Below are 1,679 nucleotides of genomic sequence, written 5' to 3' on the forward strand. Positions count from 1 at the left end.
TTACCATATTTTAATGAAAGGAAAATATCAGGCAGATACTTCCCCGAATTTTAATTTCTGTAACCTTTTTTCCAGATAGAGTATTTTGGCTTGTCTATATTTTTCCTGATAAACTTTCAAGTCAATTGGATTAAATTCTTTTTTATTTCGGATCATCTTGTAATAGATGGTTGCTATTTTATTTGCGGTTGCGACAATGGCATACTTTTGCCCAGCCTTTGCTTTCATTCTTCTGAAGTAGTTCCCCAGCCAGTGATCACTTTTCTGTACACCATTTGCAGCGGCCCGAAAAGCCTGACTAGCCATATTGGGTTGCTTCTTCATTAATTTGCTACTTATGATCTTCCCGCCTGATACTTTATTGTTGGGGCATAGATTTAACCATGACACAAAGTGTTTTTCTGTTGGCCACTTACTTAAATCTGTTCCTGTTTCTGCAAGAATTTCCAATGCACCAACATCACTTAATCCGTAAATAGCAATCACATTTACCCTAAAAATTCTTTCCAGATATGGCATTGTATTGAGGTTGGGATGTGGCTTTTCCATCTTGCGTAGCAGAAAGCGGTCAGCGGCTTCTGGCCTGGTTATATTGTCCTTCGGGGAAATTACTCCTTCGTTCAGACTGGCTTCATAACGTTCTAATTGTGCTATAATTTCTTTTTCACAAATAGTAATTCTCTCCTGTATGAATAGATAGCACTTGTAATTTTCTGCTAACAAGAATAAATGTTCAGGTAGCCAATTGCCCTCTAATGACTTTAGGATCATTTCTTTCTTTGCTCTTACGCGCTTATCGATCAGAGGTAAAAAGTTCTCGGCTTTTCTCTCTCCGGCAATGATCTTTTCCAGAATCGCAATACCGCTTTTGCACATTACATTGGCAAGCACAGAATCAAGTTTGATATTCATTAATGCTAACGCTTTCTGAATGCGTAAAATATAACGATTGCAGTCGCGGATAAGAACACGGCGATAACGAACTAAAGACCTTAACGACTCCTGCTCTGCGTCTGGCAGATAACAACTGCTGAGCAACCCACAACTATGTAGTTGCTGTAACCATTGGGCATCGCTTTGATCCGTTTTTCGGCCAGTAACATTGCGCACATGTTGAGCATTGACCAGATAAACTTCAAAACCTTTGTGGATAAGAAGGGCGAATAATGGCTTCCAATATACTCCTGTACTCTCCATGGCAACTGTATCTACGTTACATTTTTTTAACCAATTTGCTATTTCATGAAGATCGCAGGTCATAGCTCCAAAAGTCCGGACTGATTCATCATCTCTACCTATGGGAACCGCTACCGCATGTAAACTTCCTCCAATATCGATGCCTGCCGCGTTGGAATTGAGTATAGGCATGTTAACAAAGCGGTTTTTGCCTGTTTTTTTTAAAGTGTCTTCTTTTTTCATAACCTATGTTTTAAATAAACCCTTTGCCTTCCGACATAAAGTGTCTATTCTCCTATACGGGGTCTGAGGTGCCCCAATCTGAAACATAAAGAGCCGGAAGAACCAGACTATACAAATGAATTTTTTGAATCCAGTGCCAGCTCAGGCTTTGCTGCAAAGGGATGATGATCTAATTTACCGCCTTTTAGCTAAATAGAAATACCAGCGTTGGCATCAGAGTTATTATCGGAGAAACATCAGCTTTGCTGATTGGAGGACTA

The 1,679-nt window shown here is 39.7% G+C and carries 1 protein-coding gene; it reads right to left on the minus strand.

The window, feature by feature from the left end; genetic code table 11:
• Positions 1 to 27: 27 nt before the first annotated feature.
• Positions 28 to 1,419 (minus strand): IS110 family RNA-guided transposase, encoded by a 1,392-nt coding sequence (locus tag KE626_RS34430; protein ID WP_211977691.1) that lies wholly within the window; start codon positions 1,417 to 1,419, stop codon positions 28 to 30.
• Positions 1,420 to 1,679: the final 260 nt, after the last annotated feature.

It is taken from the genome of Chitinophaga hostae, from assembly GCF_018224885.1.
Taxonomy (GTDB): domain Bacteria; phylum Bacteroidota; class Bacteroidia; order Chitinophagales; family Chitinophagaceae; genus Chitinophaga; species Chitinophaga hostae.

Bases quoted from the DNA above. Each gene is read 5' to 3' on its own strand.
- KE626_RS34430 (WP_211977691.1), bottom strand. From the start codon at position 1,419: ATGAAAAAAGAAGACACTTTAAAAAAAACAGGCAAAAACCGCTTTGTT.